The sequence below is a fragment of the Roseburia sp. 831b genome, from assembly GCF_001940165.2.
In the GTDB taxonomy this organism is placed as follows: Bacteria; Bacillota; Clostridia; order Lachnospirales; family Lachnospiraceae; genus Roseburia.
In genome coordinates, this window is record NZ_CP135163.1 from 14,242 (window position 1) to 28,762 (window position 14,521).

Sequence of the window (14,521 nt, forward strand, 5' to 3'; positions counted from 1 at the left end):
TCACATTCTAATCTTCCATACATTTGATAAGACGAAATACCTGTTCAACAGTGGCGGCCATATTTTGATATGCATTCTTAGGATTTAATGCTTCATCTAACGAAGATACTGTCCGTAGAATTGGAAAAAAAGCATCAATCCCATACTGATTACAGACTGCCGCATCTTCGGTCACACAGCCTGAAAAAGCTATCACTTTTTTCTTGTGTCTTTTTGCGATTTCTGCAACTCCTGCCGGAGCTTTTCCCATTACGGTCTGCACATCAAGTCTTCCTTCCCCGGTGATTACAAGATCTGCATCCTTTAAAAACGATTCCAGTTTTGTTTCCTCTAAAACAATTTTTATCCCGGATTCTAATCTGGCATTTGTATATGATAAAAAGGCAAAGCCGAGTCCTCCGGCTGCGCCTGTTCCGGGTTCGTTTCTATCTGCCTTTGGATATTTTTCCTGGGTAAGCTTCGCATAGTTGGCTAACCACTGATCCATCTTGGCAATCATGGATAACGTTGCACCTTTTTGCGGACCAAATACAGCGCTGCAGCCCTGCTCGCCGCACAGCGGATTTGTCACATCACAGGCAATCCGAAAGGTACAATCCTTAAGTTCTGGAATGACATGACAATCGGATATTTTTTCAATCATTGCAAGGCCTTTAGCGCCATAGGGTACCTGCTTATTCTGACAGTCCAGAAATTCGTAGCCGAGGGCTTGCAGCATTCCTACACCTCCATCATTGGTTGCGCTTCCTCCAATCCCAACCATAAAGTGACGGCAGCCTTTTTTTATTGCATCCAGAATCAGCTCTCCAACTCCAAATGTAGTTGTATTTAACGGATTTCGTTCCCTTTCGCAAACAAGCGTGATTCCCGCGGCCGCAGACATCTCTATGATTGCCGTATTGCTCTCCTCTATCCTGCCATATTCCGCTTCCACAGGCGTACCAAGTGGTCCCGTCACCCACACCTTTTCCAATCTTCCATTCATGCCTTCCACTAATGCCCTGACAGTGCCTTCGCCCCCGTCGGCTAATGGTCGAACCACAACCTTGGCATTTGGAACTACTTTGTGAATTCCCGCCGATACCGCGGCTCCAGCTTCAAGTGAAGTCAGGCTTCCTTTGAACGAATCCATCGCAACTACAACTTTCATAAAATAACCTCCGAACAATTCAACTACAACCTTAGTCCTGTTTCCCAAACGTCACCTTCCCAGACAAAATTTTCATAATATTATCATAATTTTCTGGCTGATGCGGATAGGTACAATTTGTACATACTTTGATGGTTTTTCCATTCTTTTCCCAGTATTCCGGTTTTCCGGGACAAGGATTCATCCGGTACATTGGGCAGTAGCAGAACATACAATTTAACTGTTCGATTCCTTTGTGACAAGGATAATAGGAACACGCCCTGTTTTCAAAAAAACGGCTGCTGTTTGGAAGTGTCTTTGTCTTATTTTTCACAATCACAATCGTAAGGTAGCCATTCTCGGATGACAGATTCTCAATGCCTTCTGTCACACATTCGTTCTCCATGCCACAGTTTGAGACGCAATAAACCTCTAGCGGGCGGATTTTCTGCTCCTTTTGCAGCATTTCTTTGAGCTTTTCCAAACTTTTTCCAGATTTCATATAAATTCTGGTTCCCGTAAACTGTTTGGTTTCTTCGATTTCATAAGAACCCGGAATGATGTGAATCTGTTCTTCCTTTTCCCCTAAAGAGATTCCAAGCCTTGCCGCAACTGCACAAAAAGATGGGATGCCGCTTATCATTTTCGTCTGATATCCTTCTTCTTTCGCACGATTTTGCAGATATAAAAACGTAGAATACACCGCCGGGTCACCGATGGTCAAAAAGGCGACGTCCTGCCCTTCCTTTAAAAGCGCTTCTATCTTTGCAAAACTTTCATCCTGCGCCTTTTTCAACCGATTTTCATCCTTTGTCATCGGAAGCGGCAGCGCCAAAAGTGGATGTGCGGAAAGGTTTGGAACCATTTTCTTTGTAATCTGGTACGCATAGCAATCCTCAATCGGTTCGGATGGGAACAGAATGGTCCGACAGGCTTCTATCGTCTTGACCGCCTGATACGTCAACAGTTCCGGCTCTCCCGGTCCGACGCCGATTCCATATAAAGTTCCCGTTTTTTCCTGTAATTGTTGCATCTTACTCTCCATTTCTGCGCCGGCTTTTACACGTTCCAGGCTTGTGCGCTGGCTTTTTGTACATTTTAAGCTTGTGCGCCGGCTTTTTACACATTCTAAGCTTGTGGACTGGCTTTTTCGCATGAATCTGCATACTCCAGCGCTTTTTGATAAAAGTGTGCCACAAAATCTGGATTTGACGGATAGTACAAGTGTGGAAATCCCCACCAATGATTATCCCCTGCGTGCACACAGTTCCATTCTCTTTTTCCGGTTGGCTTCACCGCTTTGCAGCTCATTCCATTCTCAGTGCTATCAAAATAATGGAATTCATGCCCTTTTATCGTCTCCCCTTTTTTCAAAAAAAGAGGTTTTTCCTCTTGAAAAGCTGCATACCCAAAGTGTACCAGCTTTCCTTGATAACTGCAATCTGCCGGCAAAATGTTGCACATCGGATATGTCACACCATCTTCCGTCGTCAACGTCCGATGCAGGTACATAAAACCTCCACATTCTGCGACAGATGGCATTCCATCCCGAATCGCAGTCACTATGGATTGCATCATCTCCTGATTTTCGGACAATTCTTTTGCAAAAAGTTCCGGGTAACCACCACCCAGCAAAAGTGCGCTCGCACCTTCTGGAAGTTTTTGATCATGAACCGGCGAAAAGAACTGAAGTGAAAATCCAGCCTGCTCTAATGCCCTTAGATTTTCCTGATAATAAAAGCAAAAGGCCTCATCATAGGCAACCGCAAGGATTGTATTTTTTTTCACAATCTCATGTGTGGCTGCACCGGTCAACCGGATTTGCCTATCCTCTTTTACGTCATTTTCTCCTGGCAAGTCGGATTCCCTCACGGACGCACTTCCAAGTGCAAGAAGCGCCTCTAAATCCACCGTTTCCGCCAACGATTTTGCCGCAACCCGCACCTGTTCTTTTAAATTTTTCTTTTCCTGAGGCATCTTTAAGCCCAGGTGACGGCTCTCTAAGTGGAGTTCTTTTTGCTCCGGGAAATATCCTAACACCTGGATGTCCAGCTCTGACTCAATCAGGTTCGCTAGGGATGCAAAAAACATCTTGCTGACCCGGTTTAAAATAACACCTTTTATCAGATGTTCCTTATCGTAAGATAAAAAACCTGCTAAAATCGACAGAATGGATCTTCCCATTCCGTGTGCATCTACAATAAGCACAACCGGAAGCGAAATCGTTTTTGCCAGGTGATACGTGGATGCCTCTTCTTTTATGCCGCCAAGACCGTCAAAAAGTCCCATGACACCCTCCACCACTGCAAAAGCTTCCTTTTTTGTCTGCGCCAGGAACAGGTTTCGTGTATCTGCTTCCCCTGTAAAAAAGGTGTCCAGATTTCCACCCGGGACGCCAAGAATCGTCCGGTGAAACATCGGATCAATATAATCTGGTCCACATTTGTAGGAGACAACCGGAACCTCTTTTTCTTTTAATGCCTCAATCATGGCACAGGTAATCAGGGTTTTCCCACTTCCACTTTTGGGTGCTGCAAGAACAACGCCTTTTCGCAACTGCATCTTAATCCCTCCCGTTCTTTTTCTTGCCGTGTAAGGTAAAAGAACAAATCAGAATCGGATTTTCTGCTTTTGGCATCTGATAAGCGCCAAGACTACGGTAACGGCTTACCTGCATCTGAACCAGTTCAAACCCGCTCACCGCATAATTTTCCTTAATCTGTGGCAATTCTGAGATGGTTTCCAAACTTACTGCATTTAAAACTACACGCGTACTTGGATTCTTTTTCGAAAGACAATCTAAAATCTCCCAAAGATGTCCTCCACTTCCACCGATAAATGCATGTGTCGGCTGCTCTGGCAATTCAAGTGCGCCCGGTGCCGTTCCGCCGATAATTTTCATGTTTGAAACACCAAACTTTTCTTTGTTCTGCTTTAAAAGTTCCAGTGCCTCCTCTTTTTGTTCAATGGCATAAACGGTAATATGCTTTGATAATCTTGCAGCCTCGACCGCAATAGAACCCGTGCCGCTGCCGATATCGTAAAGCACAGAATTTTCCTGCAATCTTAGTTTGCATAGACTAACTTCGCGCACTTCCTCTTTGGTCATCGGAACCTTTGCGCGAAGGAACTCATCGTCTGAAATGCCTGGCGTGATAGCACTCTTCTTGACGCTTCCAATCGTTCCGGCTTTCTGTGAAGTTTCATCCTGCATTATGGAATTCGTCTCTCTTTCAAGCAGAACGACATAAAGCCCTTCCTTTTCCACCTGCATGCATTCCTCCGGTGACAATTCTTTTACGTTCTGCTCCGGATAAGACAGCTGGTAACCAACATAAATATGTAGTCTTTCTTTCTTTGCCGCAAAAAGTTCCCCCAGACGTCTGATATCTTTTGCCCCTGATACGAGAAGAAAAAGGCGTCCCTGCTGCTCAAGACAAGACAACACCTCCTCCTGCCAGCCTTCTTTGTCACTTTTTCCATGAATGCTGTAAATTCCGGCATCATTCCAGTTTGTGCCAAGCGCGGCAGCCAGCATCTGAACCGAAGAAATTCCTGGTGCAATCCGAAGAGAGCCGGTCAGCTTTTTTTCTTCCAGCGCACGGGACAGGCACTCGTAGACTTTCTTACAACCACTGTAAAAACCGCTGTCCCCGGAAAAAAGAATCACAACTTTTAACGTTTCAAGCGGTGCATACTCCTTACTCGCCAAAAGAAGGGATTCCAAAATATCATTTGCAAGGTATTTTGCCTCTTTTTTCAGGCGGGCAGAATAAGGTGCTATCAAGCGGCTTGCTCCGTACAAAAGGTCCGCCTGTTCGATTGCATTTCTCGTCTCAAGCGTCATCGTTGCCTCCGTTCCCATTCCGGCTCCGGCAAGCAAAATTTCAAGATTTGCACTTTCTTTTTCCTTTGCACCCGTTAATGTGGCAATCCTGTTACAAACCTCAGAAAACGAAAGCCCCTCTGGTGCATTTTCCTGTGTGTCCGTCTCCTTTTTTATCACAAAAAGAGGGATGTTGGCTCTCCTTGCAGCCTCCTGCTTTTCCGGGAATCCTCCTGTCGCACCGCCCTGTTTTGTAACTACACATGTAATTTCATATTGATGGAGTAACGCCTCATTCATTTCCACAGAAAACGGTCCCTGCAATGCCAGAATCTGTTTGGGCAAAAGTCCTTGCTCCATGCAGATAGAAAGACTTTCGATACCCGGTAACACCCGCACATAAAGCCTTTTTCTAAGACGTTCTGACTGACAGAATTTTGCCAGCTCTTTGCTTCCGGTTGTAAGCAAAATATGCCCCGGCACCTGTTCTAATGCCTGAACGCAATCTTCTATCGTCTGATAAAACTGCGTCTGATTCGTTCCATCTGCTGCAATATCACGCTCTAAACGAAGGTATTCGATTTCCTGTCCTGCCGCTTTACGCTCTTTTACACAGGCGCGGATGGTTTTGGTTACCTCCGTCGCATATGGGTGCGTCGCATCCACTACAACTTCGAACTGGTGTTCTTTTAAGAATTGCGCCATCTCCTCTTTTGCCAGACGGCCTCTATGGATGGTGACAAGCGGGTGCTCTTTCATGACAAGCTCCCCATATTCCGTTGCAACGGAGACATCATGCGGTATCTGTTTTTTTGCTAAATGTTCTGATAATCTTCGTCCTTCTGTTGTTCCTGAAAAAATAAGAATCTTTTTCATTGTTCTCTTCGATATCCTCTCGGTGTGACAAGTTTTCCACCTAAAATCCTTGTTTTGGAGTTTCCGATAAACACGGTTGTAAACATATTGACCTGCATATGCTCTAATTCTTCTAAGGTACAGGTTACGATGCGTTCCCCATCCCTCCCGATATTTTCCACATAACCGCAGGCTCTCTCCGGCTCTATTTCTTTTTGCAAAATCTTACATGCTTTTTCCAGATAATCTGCTCTTTTGTGGCTCGACGGATTGTAGATTGCAATTGCAAAATCTCCACGTGCCGCCATCGTGAGGCGTCGCTCAATCAGTTCCCACGGTGTCAGCAAATCACTTAAACTAATCACGCAATAATCATGGTTTAACGGTGCGCCAAGCACTGCTGCTCCGCTGTTTGCGGCCGTAATTCCAGGTACGACCTCCAATTCAATTTCTGGATAATCTGTGCCAATCTCATACATCAGTGACGCCATTCCATAAACCCCGGCATCTCCACTGCAAATCATAGCGACGGATTTTCCTTCCATCGCCTGCTCGAAACACATCTGGCACCTTTTTTCTTCCTGGCGCATCGGCGTGGAAAGAAACGTTTTATTCTGAAAACGTTCCCCCAGCAAGTCTAAATATACCGTATAACCGACAATGACCTCGACCTGCTCTAATACCTGCAGTGCATATCCCGTCATCTGTATCTCTTCTCCCGGTCCCATTCCAACAATCCAAATCTTATTCTTCATATAATGTCAATCTCCATTCTTCCTTTGCAATTGCAAGTGTCATTCCATTTTCCGCCTGTTTGCGTCTGACGAGTCTTACCCCATCTTTTCCGGCTGCGATTGCGGCTCTCTCGCAGACATTATCCACACCGACCTGCTCTTTTACAAAAGCCGATGGCAAAAAATCACCCTTGATGTGCATAAGCGTATCAGCATCAAACACGACAAACGGAATTCCCTTTTTATGTGACAGGGCAAGAATTGCATGTTCCTCTTTTTTCCGGTCGATAGAAGCAATTGCGCGAACCTGCTCCCAGGTAATGCCCGCTTCTTTTAAACATTTCTCCACAAATGCTTCTAAAACCTCATCCTCTTTGTCCCTCCGGCAGCCAATTCCAAGGATGTATTCCCTTGGAACAAGGGTTAAAAGGGGCATCCTCTCATTTTCGACCGATTTATTTTCTTGTAATTCAGTCTCCCTGCAACGCTTTCCTATCATAACATCCACCTGGGATGCATACGCATCCGAAACCGCCATGGAAAGCTTCTTTTTCTCTAGCACCTTCGAAGAAACCTTTGCAATGCCGTCTTTGTTCGCCACCGCCAAATCATGCTTCTTTGCAAACACATCGATGGAAAACTGGATTGAGACATCGGTCGCAGTTGTAATGACAGGCGTAGTTGAATCTAGCAATCTCGAAATATTCCTTGCAATCTCGTTTGCGCCACCGACATGACCGGATAAAATCGGAATGACAAACTGTCCGTTTTCATCCATGACAAGCACCGGACTATCGGTTAATTTCGACTCTAAAAAAGGCGCAATCGTTCTTACCGCAATCCCACATGCCCCGATAAAAAGAATTGCTTTTCTCGCTAAAAAGCATTCTCCTGCCCACTCTTTTAAATCTGTAACATAGGCAGCATCAGAAACTTCTTTTTTTGCGGTAAAAACAGAAATTTCATACGGCATCGCGCTTTCTATGAAACGCGTTTTCATGCTCTTTGCAAGTTCATTTCCTTTATGCGTAAAACTGATGATACATAGTTCCATCACACATCCGTTCCTTTCTTTGCGCTGCGAAACTCCGTGGAAAAATCGCTTGCATAAAGACGCGACTTTTCATATCCTTTTTGTGCAATCGCATCTCCCACTAAAACAAGGGCTGTCTTTGTAATATTGTGCTCTTTCGCAACCTTTGCGAGCGTTGCCACCGTGCAAAAATAGATTTCCTCGTCAGGCCAGGTTACCTTATACGCAAGTGCTGCCGGGGTATCCTCCTTATATCCGCCTGCAAGCAGCCTTTTCGTTAACTGCTCTAACACTCCGGTGCTTAAATAAATCGCCATCGAACACTGATGTGCTGCAAAAGATTCAATCTGCTCTTTTTCCGGGACAGCCGTACGGCCTTCCATTCTTGTGATAATCAAAGATTGTGAAATATTTGGCAAAGTATATTCCAGATTCATGGAAGCCGCTGCACCAAAACATGCGCTTACCCCAGGTGTGGAATCGAATGGAATCCCTTTTTCCTCCAATGCATCCATCTGCTCTCTTACTGCTCCGTAAATACTTGGCTCTCCGGTATGAAGTCTTACAACATCTTTTCCCCCGGCTGCCGCCATTTCCATAACCTCAAGCACTTCCTCTAACGTCATCGTTGCGCTGTTATAGATTTCACATTCTTTTTTGGCATAAGAAAGCAGCTCTGGATTCACAAGTGAACCGGCATAAATAATGACATCTGCCTTCTCTAACTGGTGCATCCCGCGCACCGTAATCAAATCCTTTGCACCGCACCCTGCTCCTACAAAATGTATCATACGTTTTCCTCCTGCTGCTTTTTTAATTCTTCTAACAAACTTTGCGCACCTTTTGTCTTGCCCAGCAATCCGATTTCATTGCTATATACCATGCACTCGATTTGCACACTCCCCATTGCCCGATGATTTAAATGGTCTGCAATCTTTTCCATGACCTGCTCCATCACCGGTTCCAACAAATTTTCTTTTTGAATCCGGTTCATGGCATCCTCGGTACTGATGCAGTCTAAAATCGCTTGTAACAAGGAAGTGGATGCTCCCGCACGGATTGCTGCCGCCGCAATTAACTCCATCCGGCAGTCGCCCTCCTTGGAATGCGTGTTCATGATACCACCGGAAACCTTAATCATTTTCCCGATATGCCCGGTCAAAAGAACCTTTTGGAAGCCAAGCTCGCGTACCATATCAATCGTCTGACCAATGAAATTACTGCATTTTACACTTTTATCTAAGTCAAAGCCATAGGTTTCCCGCATAAAATCTAGTCCATAATTGCCAGGTGATATCGCTACAATTGTAGTTCCTTCCTCTTTTTTCTGATTCAATTCTACCCGGATGGTATCCAAAAGCGCCTGCGCACTCATCGGTTCCACCACGCCGCTTGTCCCAAGAATCGAGATGCCGCCCACGATTCCAAGTCTTGGGTTAAACGTCTGCTTGGCAATCTCTTCTCCTTGCGGCACTTCAATGAGAACCTTTAATGCGCCCTGATAATCAAAAAAATGGCAGACCTCGCCCACTTCTTTTTGAATCATCTGTCGTGGAACGGAATTGATTGCCGCATTTCCGACCGGCTGGTCTAGCCCTGGTCTTGTCACGCGTCCAACCCCAGCGCCACCGTCAATTAAGATGCCTTCTCCGGTACCATAGGAAACCGTTGCGTACACGAATGCGCCTGTCGTAACATCCGGGTCATCGCCACCGTCCTTTACAACGGCACAGCGCACCCACTCTTCCTCTCTTTGAATGTCTTCTAAGATGGCATGAAACGGGATTCCCTTTGGTGTCTCAATCGTAATGTCCTCTTTTTTTCGTCCACCAAGCAGCATATACGCTGCCGCCTTTGCCGCCGCTGCGGCGCAGCTTCCGGTTGTAAATCCAAAACGCATGAAACCCTCTCCTTATCTTCTTAACTGATACAAAATCGCGTTGCAGATTGCCGCTGCAACATTGCTGCCGCCTTTTCGTCCTCGGTTAATGATGTATGGCACATCCGTCTTAATAATCAGCTCTTTTGCTGAAACGACATTGACAAATCCAACCGGAACCCCGATGATAAATGCCGGGCGATACACACCCTCGCTCATCATCTTATGAAGTTCAATCAAAGCCGTCGGTGCATTCCCAACCGCAAAAATGACCGGTTTCTTTAGCTGCGCCGCCTTTTCCATGCTAACCGTTGCTCTCGTGACCTGACGCTCCTTTGCAATTTTGGCAACATCTTCATCCGCCATAAAACAGTGCGCCTCCCCGCCGAACGACGCTAAAATCTTTTTGTTGATTCCCGCAAGTGCCATATTGGTGTCGGTCACAATGTCTGCCCCGTCTAAAATCAGCTGTTTTGCGATGGCAACCGCATCCTTTGAATAAGTCATTGTCTTGGCATACTCAAAATCTGCACTCGTATGAATCACACGTTTTGTCACAAGTTCCTGGCTCTCTGGCAACACAATATTCCGTTCTTTTAACTCCTCCGAAATAATCTCAAAGCTTCGCTTTTCAATGTCTCCCGGAAGCACAAATTCTATCTTATCCAACTCTCATTTCCTCTCTCATCACTGCAATCAGCCGTTCATTTTCCTGCCTTGTCTTTACGGCAATGCGGTAATAATCTTTTCCAAGTCCCTGATAATTACTGCAATCCCGGATTAAAATTTTATGTTTCAATAATGCCTCATAAAGCGGCGCCTTTGTCTTAAAAAGCAAATAGTTCGTCTCACTGTTAAAAACTTCACAATCTAATTTTTCTAACTGCTCTTTTAACCAGATGCGCTCCGTTTGAATGACCTCTTTGCTTTCTTCGATGAACTTCGTCTCCTTGACCGCCGCAACACCTGCCATCTGTGCAAAAACGGAAACGTTCCACTCTGGGAGCTGCCTTTGTATCCGCGATAACAGTGTCTGATTCTCACAAATGGAATAGCCGAGCCGTACACCCGGAATGGAAAATGTTTTCGTAAACGCCCGGACACGTATCAGATGTGCAAACTTTCTCTTTGCAAAAAAAGTTTCATACTGCACTGCCCCCACACAAAATGGAAGGAAGCACTCGTCTAACACCACATAAATTCCAAGATTTTCACAATGTTCTAAGATTTTTTCCAAAAGGGAAAGCTCGACACATGCCCCCGTCGGGTTATTCGGATTTGCAAGAAAAAGAAAATCCGTCTCCTCCGTCAGTTCTTCTAAAAAAGTCTCGGATAACTGGTATCCGTCTTCTTTTCTCATCGGAACAAACTTTATCTGCGCTCCCACCGCCTGTGCCGCCTGCTCATAACCCAAAAAAGAAGGCACCGGTATCACAATCTGCGTTGGTTTTATCGCATGCACAATCGCAAGGAAAAGTTCGGATGCCCCGTTTCCACACAGAATACTGTCCGGCGGAACTTTTTCATACGCTGCTAATGCATCTTTTAATTGCTCTTGTTTTGGGTCTGGATACTGTATACAATGTTCCACTGCTTCATGCATCGCATTTTGAACCGACTGCGGAATGCCCAGTGGATTCATATTCACGGAAAAATCAAGTTCCACCTCATTCCGGTAGATGTCGCCTCCATGGTTCATTGCTTTGGCCTCCTTTCGTTTTGCTTTACTAATTTATTTCATAGGATAATTTATAGGTTACTAACTGGAAAATGGCAAAAGTCCAGGATAAATTTTGTTGTGATGTACGAACCTAAGAAAATCTGGATATGCCTGAAAAAAATGACAACAAGTGACGTGAACGGCTTCAACGAGCCATCCTTGGCTCGTGAAGCCTTGTTCTGCCATCCATGGCAGAACATCACTGGAATAGAACAGGCATACTTAGATTTTCTAAGATTCTCCCATAGGTACAAAATTTGTCCTGGGTTTTACCATTTTCCAGCCACTACGTTGTGAATTATCTTATCGAATACATTATAATACTAAAAACAATGCCATCACGCCTAGACACACCGCCTCGCAGGCGATTGCGGTCGCGTAGAGCAATCGGTTGGCGCGCTTGATATCTTCGAATTCTACCTTTCGGACTGCATCTCCGATGAAGGGCTTCTTTACCACTTTTCCAAAATAGCTGGCGTCGCCGGCTAACTGAATCGACAGTGCGCCGGCGCATACTGCCTCTGTCTGTGCAGAATTTGGGCTTGCATGATGGTAGCGGTCTCTTTTGTAAATAAAAGCAGCATGTCTGCCATCAAACGCTTTTCCAAGAAATGTACAGACAAAAATCATGAAATATGCGCTGATTCTTGCCGGAAGATAATTGCATACATCGTCTAGCTTTGCTGCTGCGCGTCCAAAATAAAGATAGCGGTCATTTTTGTAACCAATCATCGAATCCATCGTGTTGACAGCCTTGTATACAAAGCCAAGCACCGGACCTCCGATTGCCGTATAAATCATCGGTGCAATCACGCCATCCGAGGTATTCTCCGCTACTGTCTCAATTGCCGCTTTGGCTACTCCGGTTTCATCCAGACACTCGGTATCGCGTCCCACAATCATGGAAACTGCTTTTCTGGCTCCCTCTAAATCCTGCTCTTTTAACTTTGCATACACTTTCATGCTCTCCACTTTTAAACATTTGGTCGCAAGAATCTGGTAGGTCATCACCGTTTCCACGACAATTCCGGCTATCGGATGGAACCAATATGCCCCAACAAGAATTGCAAGTGCAACTATAAGTGTAGTTATAAGTACAAGAACAACCAGCAAAATTCCCATCTGAAACTGTTTTGCTGTATCATCCTTCTCTTTTCGTAATTTTTTTTCTAAAAACGCAATCAGACTTCCAATCAATCGGATTGGATGGAAAAGCCAATATGGGTCTCCTAGCAGCAAATCCAGCAAAAATCCAAGCCCGAACGCTATCATATGATATTTCATTTTTATCTCCTCTTACAAAGCGGTTATCGCATTTATTTTTGTCTGTTCCCTCGAAAGAAGAATCTTGCAGCGATAACCACCACCATTTTTGACCTGATAATCAAAATAACTTCCACCACTTATCGTAGATAACACTGCCATAATTGTACCACCATGCACAACGGATGCCACACAAAACTTCTTTTTTTGCTCTTTCCTAGCTTTTGATAAAAGCAGTTCTGTTGCTCTTTCATATCCCGCCATGCAGCGCTTTACAAATCCACTCTGACTCTCGCCCTCTGGAAAAGGAAGCGTACCATTGCTGTCAATCCAGGCTTGATAATAGGAATCCTCTTTCAAATCCTCGTAATTTTTTCCTTCAAATCTTCCAAAATCCATCTCCCGCCATTCCGATATGAAATGGGGACTTTTCTCCGGGAACAAGATACCTGCACTCTCTATACACCGCTTCATCGGGCTTGTCAGAAGAACATCCGGTTCTTCTGGAAAAATGTCCTTATCACGCAATCCTTCTAACTGTTCTCTTCCTTCTATCGATAACGGTTCCTCCGTTTTTCCAAGGTACCGATGCTCCCGATTTGACTTCGTCGCTCCGTGGCGAATCCAAAACCAATCCAGTTCTATTTCAGCCGCTGTCCCATTCCGCATAGGATACGTTCCACCCTTTCTGCTTTCTCTGCAATCAAAATCTGCATTCTTCCGGTCTGTTCGCGATACGCTCTCTCCACCTTATCCATCGGAACAATTCCGTTTCCAACCTCATCACAGATAATTATCACATTTGGGCAGTTTTCAACGAGATATGTCGTTAATTCCAACGGATTTGCCTTATTTTCCACAATTTTTTTAATCCATTCATGAAAATGATTGATGATACACCGGGAATCTTTCTCGATTGCCCCGGATAATTCCTCTCTTGTAAGTGGAAGCTCCTTTGCCTCCATAACCACACATTCTGGATGTCTTTTTTTCACATAAGAAAGTTTTCCCTGAAAACATCCTCCAAGATATAATTCCATTTTTTCTCCTTTCCCCGTGCGAATTTCCTACATGGATTCGGGTATCAAAAGGTTGCTCACAAATTAGTTATTGGCAAATTGCACAAAGACCGGACTCTTTTTGTGACTTTGAGGAAACATTCGAAAATCTTAGTATGCCTTTCTGTCCCCAGTGATGTTCTGCCACGGACGGCAGAACAAGGCTTCACGAGCCATGGATGGCTCGTTGAATGCCGGTCACGTTACTTTGATTGCCAGTAAGAAAACTGTAAGCAACCTTTTAACACCAGAATCCTACATGAAAATAAGCCCGCAGACTGCCACTGCCACTGCCATGACGTTTTCACACAGGGACACAAAATAACCTGCTGTATCTCCATTGATTCCGCCAAACTCTTTTTTACTTTTCCAGTAATAATAGAAAAAACTAAGAAACGCAACTACAACTGTAATTACACCAATTTTTCCATCTATCCAAATCATAAACCCAGCATACAGGACTGCCTGCAGCACAAGTGTTACAAACACGTTTCTTTTCTGGGCGCTGTCCGCAAAATAGGCAAGCATTCCTTCTTTTTTTGCCGCCGGGAAACGGACAACCGCGATTCCACTTAGGCTTCTGGACAATGCAAAGCCGACACCTATCACCCAGATTTGACGGATGGAATGAAATTCCGCAAATGCCGCACCATAAATCAATTCATACAACAGCAACATCAATACAGAAAATGCGCCAATGTGCGGATCTTTTAAGATTTCTAATTTTTTCTCTTTTTCCTGATACGAGTGAAATGCGTCCATCGTGTCCATAAAACCATCGAGATGAAATCCCCCGGTCACCAAAAGTGGCAGTGCAATGGCAACAAGTGTCTGGCAAAGACTCCCAACTCCCAGCCATTCCACCAGTCGAAACCAAAGCGCTTCCAAAAGTCCTATCACAATTCCAATCCATGGGAAAAAACAAAGATGGTATCTCATATCCTCTTCCTTCCAGGCAAACTGAGGCACCGGAATCTTAGAATAAATGGAAAATGCAATACAAAACGGTTTCCATAACTTCATG

At 44.8% G+C, this 14,521-nt stretch carries 14 protein-coding genes; all 14 read right to left on the bottom strand.

The window, feature by feature from the left end:
* Positions 1-7: 7 nt before the first annotated feature.
* Positions 8-1,150, bottom strand: coding sequence for a glycerate kinase family protein (locus BIV16_RS14595; RefSeq protein WP_075681217.1), 1,143 nt, complete (start codon positions 1,148-1,150; stop codon positions 8-10).
* Between the two features lie 31 nt (positions 1,151-1,181).
* Complete coding sequence (gene cobI, locus BIV16_RS14600) at positions 1,182-2,285, bottom strand: precorrin-2 C(20)-methyltransferase (protein WP_075681219.1); 1,104 nt, start codon at positions 2,283-2,285, stop codon at positions 1,182-1,184.
* Positions 2,258-3,691 (bottom strand): cobyrinate a,c-diamide synthase, encoded by a 1,434-nt coding sequence (locus BIV16_RS14605; RefSeq protein WP_075681221.1) that lies wholly within the window; start codon positions 3,689-3,691, stop codon positions 2,258-2,260. The genes cobI and BIV16_RS14605 overlap by 28 nt, the downstream gene beginning before the upstream one ends.
* Position 3,692: 1 nt before the next feature.
* The gene (locus BIV16_RS14610) at positions 3,693-5,831 is read right to left on the bottom strand and encodes a bifunctional cobalt-precorrin-7 (C(5))-methyltransferase/cobalt-precorrin-6B (C(15))-methyltransferase (RefSeq protein ID WP_075681223.1); all 2,139 of its coding nucleotides are present in this window, start codon (positions 5,829-5,831) and stop codon (positions 3,693-3,695) included.
* Positions 5,828-6,565 (bottom strand): precorrin-3B C(17)-methyltransferase, encoded by a 738-nt coding sequence (gene cobJ, locus BIV16_RS14615; protein ID WP_075681225.1) that lies wholly within the window; start codon positions 6,563-6,565, stop codon positions 5,828-5,830. Before cobJ ends, BIV16_RS14610 begins: the two co-directional genes overlap by 4 nt.
* A complete protein-coding gene (locus BIV16_RS14620) occupies positions 6,555-7,598 on the bottom strand; it encodes a cobalt-precorrin 5A hydrolase (RefSeq protein WP_075681227.1) in 1,044 nt (347 codons plus the stop codon). Before BIV16_RS14620 ends, cobJ begins: the two co-directional genes overlap by 11 nt.
* On the bottom strand, positions 7,598-8,368 hold the full coding sequence (gene cobM / locus BIV16_RS14625) for a precorrin-4 C(11)-methyltransferase (RefSeq protein WP_075681229.1): 771 nt from the start codon (positions 8,366-8,368) through the stop codon (positions 7,598-7,600). The genes BIV16_RS14620 and cobM overlap by 1 nt, the downstream gene beginning before the upstream one ends.
* Complete coding sequence (gene cbiD, locus BIV16_RS14630) at positions 8,365-9,477, bottom strand: cobalt-precorrin-5B (C(1))-methyltransferase CbiD (RefSeq protein WP_075681231.1); 1,113 nt, start codon at positions 9,475-9,477, stop codon at positions 8,365-8,367. The genes cobM and cbiD overlap by 4 nt, the downstream gene beginning before the upstream one ends.
* 12 nt (positions 9,478-9,489) lie before the next feature.
* Positions 9,490-10,125, bottom strand: a complete 636-nt coding sequence (locus BIV16_RS14635; protein ID WP_075681233.1) for a precorrin-8X methylmutase — start codon at positions 10,123-10,125, stop codon at positions 9,490-9,492.
* A complete protein-coding gene (locus BIV16_RS14640) occupies positions 10,118-11,155 on the bottom strand; it encodes a pyridoxal phosphate-dependent aminotransferase (RefSeq protein WP_075681235.1) in 1,038 nt (345 codons plus the stop codon). Before BIV16_RS14640 ends, BIV16_RS14635 begins: the two co-directional genes overlap by 8 nt.
* Positions 11,156-11,491: 336 nt before the next feature.
* Entirely contained in the window at positions 11,492-12,460 is a 969-nt protein-coding gene (gene cbiB / locus BIV16_RS14645; protein ID WP_075681237.1) for an adenosylcobinamide-phosphate synthase CbiB, read from the bottom strand.
* A gap of 12 nt (positions 12,461-12,472) precedes the next feature.
* Positions 12,473-13,108, bottom strand: a complete 636-nt coding sequence (locus tag BIV16_RS14650; RefSeq protein ID WP_075681239.1) for a histidine phosphatase family protein — start codon at positions 13,106-13,108, stop codon at positions 12,473-12,475.
* On the bottom strand, positions 13,081-13,479 hold the full coding sequence (locus tag BIV16_RS14655; protein WP_075681241.1) for a bifunctional adenosylcobinamide kinase/adenosylcobinamide-phosphate guanylyltransferase: 399 nt from the start codon (positions 13,477-13,479) through the stop codon (positions 13,081-13,083). The genes BIV16_RS14650 and BIV16_RS14655 overlap by 28 nt, the downstream gene beginning before the upstream one ends.
* Before the next feature lie 273 nt (positions 13,480-13,752).
* Complete coding sequence (gene cobS / locus BIV16_RS14660) at positions 13,753-14,520, bottom strand: adenosylcobinamide-GDP ribazoletransferase (protein ID WP_075681243.1); 768 nt, start codon at positions 14,518-14,520, stop codon at positions 13,753-13,755.
* Between the last annotated feature and the right edge of the window lies 1 nt (position 14,521).

Bases quoted from the DNA above. Each gene is read 5' to 3' on its own strand.
- BIV16_RS14595 (WP_075681217.1), bottom strand. From the start codon at position 1,150: ATGAAAGTTGTAGTTGCGATGGATTCGTTCAAAGGAAGCCTGACTTCA.
- cobI (WP_075681219.1), bottom strand. From the start codon at position 2,285: ATGCGAAAAAGCCAGTCCACAAGCTTAGAATGTGTAAAAAGCCGGCGC.
- BIV16_RS14605 (WP_075681221.1), bottom strand. From the start codon at position 3,691: ATGCAGTTGCGAAAAGGCGTTGTTCTTGCAGCACCCAAAAGTGGAAGT.
- BIV16_RS14610 (WP_075681223.1), bottom strand. From the start codon at position 5,831: ATGAAAAAGATTCTTATTTTTTCAGGAACAACAGAAGGACGAAGATTA.
- cobJ (WP_075681225.1), bottom strand. From the start codon at position 6,565: ATGAAGAATAAGATTTGGATTGTTGGAATGGGACCGGGAGAAGAGATA.
- BIV16_RS14620 (WP_075681227.1), bottom strand. From the start codon at position 7,598: ATGGAACTATGTATCATCAGTTTTACGCATAAAGGAAATGAACTTGCA.
- cobM (WP_075681229.1), bottom strand. From the start codon at position 8,368: ATGATACATTTTGTAGGAGCAGGGTGCGGTGCAAAGGATTTGATTACG.
- cbiD (WP_075681231.1), bottom strand. From the start codon at position 9,477: ATGCGTTTTGGATTTACAACCGGAAGCTGCGCCGCAGCGGCGGCAAAG.
- BIV16_RS14640 (WP_075681235.1), bottom strand. From the start codon at position 11,155: ATGAACCATGGAGGCGACATCTACCGGAATGAGGTGGAACTTGATTTT.
- cbiB (WP_075681237.1), bottom strand. From the start codon at position 12,460: ATGAAATATCATATGATAGCGTTCGGGCTTGGATTTTTGCTGGATTTG.
- BIV16_RS14650 (WP_075681239.1), bottom strand. From the start codon at position 13,108: ATGCGGAATGGGACAGCGGCTGAAATAGAACTGGATTGGTTTTGGATT.
- BIV16_RS14655 (WP_075681241.1), bottom strand. From the start codon at position 13,479: ATGGAATTATATCTTGGAGGATGTTTTCAGGGAAAACTTTCTTATGTG.
- cobS (WP_075681243.1), bottom strand. From the start codon at position 14,520: ATGAAGTTATGGAAACCGTTTTGTATTGCATTTTCCATTTATTCTAAG.